Annotated in this window: 2 protein-coding genes; both read right to left on the bottom strand. The window is 27.5% G+C overall.

Going from position 1 to position 1,929, the window contains the following annotated elements; translation table 11 throughout:
- Window positions 1-40: 40 nt before the first annotated feature.
- On the bottom strand, window positions 41-646 hold the full coding sequence (locus CN514_RS24630) for a VTT domain-containing protein (RefSeq protein WP_286141831.1): 606 nt from the start codon (window positions 644-646) through the stop codon (window positions 41-43).
- A 28-nt stretch (window positions 647-674) separates the two neighbouring features.
- The coding region (locus CN514_RS24625) for a sensor histidine kinase (RefSeq protein WP_098234812.1) at window positions 675-1,929 on the bottom strand (1,255 nt) is incomplete at its 5' end.

Here is a 1,929-nt window from a genome sequence, read left to right as displayed (position 1 = left end):
TAAATTGCTTCAATTTATTTTTTCTTAATAAATTTTCTAATTACATCGATGAATATTGGAATGATTGAAACGAATATGACCCCATCGTTAATAGACCAAAATGATTTTTTACAATTGGAATATTTCCAAAAAAGTAGCCAATTGATACCATTAGACCAACCCAAAGTGTCGCTCCAAAAATGTTATAAGAAATAAATTTTGAATAGTTCATTTCTCCAATCCCTGCTACAAATGGTGCAAATGTTCTAACTATTGGAATAAACCTTGCTAATACAATAAATTTAGGACCTTTTTGTTTGTAAAAGTTTTCAGTTTCATGAATGTATTTTGTATTTATTTTTTTACTTTTACTTAATTTACTTCCGAATTTCTTACCTATAAAATAATTTAAAGAATCACCTAAACTAGCTGCGATTATGAAAAGGATTAATAATCCAAAAAAGTTTAATAAATGTAAAGAAGCAAGGGCACCTGCTGTAAAAATTAATGAATCTCCTGGTAAAAATGGTGTCACAATAAGTCCTGTTTCCAATAAAATAATGAAAAATAAGATGAAATAAGTTATTGCCCCATAGTTGTGCACAAAGGTTAATAAATGTTGATCTAAATGCAAGATGAGATCAATAAAATTTTTAATAATCTCCATATAACTCTAATTCCCTCAAAATTTATCTCTATATATTTGTCTTAATTTGAAACAAATTGGAAATCGGAATTTTAATTTTAAAACTGCTACCCTTACCGAATTCGCTATTAACAATAATTTCTCCATTTAAAGACTCTATAATAGATTTTGCGATCGATAACCCAAGTCCAGTATTACCTTCATCTCTTGACCTATGCTCTTCGATTCGATAAAACCGATTAAATATTTTCTCTTGTAGCTCTTTTTCAATTCCAATACCTTTATCATTTATTTCAAAATAGAAATAGTTTGCTTTTTTTTCTGATCTTACGTAGTAATTTAATGATATGGTTCGGTCCTCATTTGAGTATTTAATCGCATTATCAACAAAGATATTAATCAATTGTTTTAGACTTTCTTGATTTGTTTTAACAATAAATTTTTCTTCATTTAATAACTGTATTATTTGTTTTTTTTCTGATGCTTTATATTGCCATGCTTTTTGAATTTGTTCCGAAAAGACATCGATTCTGAATTCTTCAATATTAACTTTGGCGATTTGTTTATGATCAAGTCTTGCTAGAAATAGTAATTGATGAACTAGATTACGTGTATCACTTAATTCCTTTTTTAAATCTGATAAAGTTTCTTTTCCGAAATCAGATAGACGATCTTGTTCAACGCTTAATACATCAATACCAGCTTGTAATACAGATAATGGTGTTCTTAGTTCATGTGAAGCATTTTCCACAAATTCTTGTTGTTCTTTATAAGATGCAATAATTGGTTCCATTGCCTGATTTGTAATTTTCTTGCCGAAATAGTATGCCATAAAACAAAAGATAATTGAGAGTAAAAATGAGATACTGATAAACTGCTTTATTAAATAAATAACTGACGATAAATCTTTCCCACTATAGATTGTACCTAGGTAATGATTTGATGAATCATACACCTCTTCTGCAGCAATCATTAAATTTAGTTCTTCCTTATTATGTGGATCAATTCGTTTAATAACGACTTTATTATGATTTGGATTAATCTGTTTTAAAACTTTTTCTATATCCTTTGTATACCCGGGTGCTGTTTCATCATAGATTTCAAATCCATTATTATTATTTAAAAAATAATTAAAATAAACATTTTTACGTTTATGTTTTCTTTGAGTATTGTCATCATTTGGACCTAGGGATGCAGCATTCATTTTTATTTCTTTTATTTCTTGCTTTAATACTGTAATTAGATCACTCTTTTGGTCTAAGTAAATGTAAAACGATAAAACAATTCCTACTGAAATATTAAAT

Source organism: Bacillus sp. AFS001701, from assembly GCF_002559405.1.
Taxonomy (GTDB): domain Bacteria; phylum Bacillota; class Bacilli; order Bacillales; family Bacillaceae_G; genus Gottfriedia.
The sequence above is the reverse complement of the archived record's forward strand: the minus strand, read 5'-3'. Positions and strand labels throughout refer to the sequence as shown.

Excerpts from the sequence above, each read along its gene's own strand:
- CN514_RS24630 (WP_286141831.1), bottom strand. The coding sequence starts at position 646 with ATGGAGATTATTAAAAATTTTATTGATCTCATCTTGCATTTAGATCAA.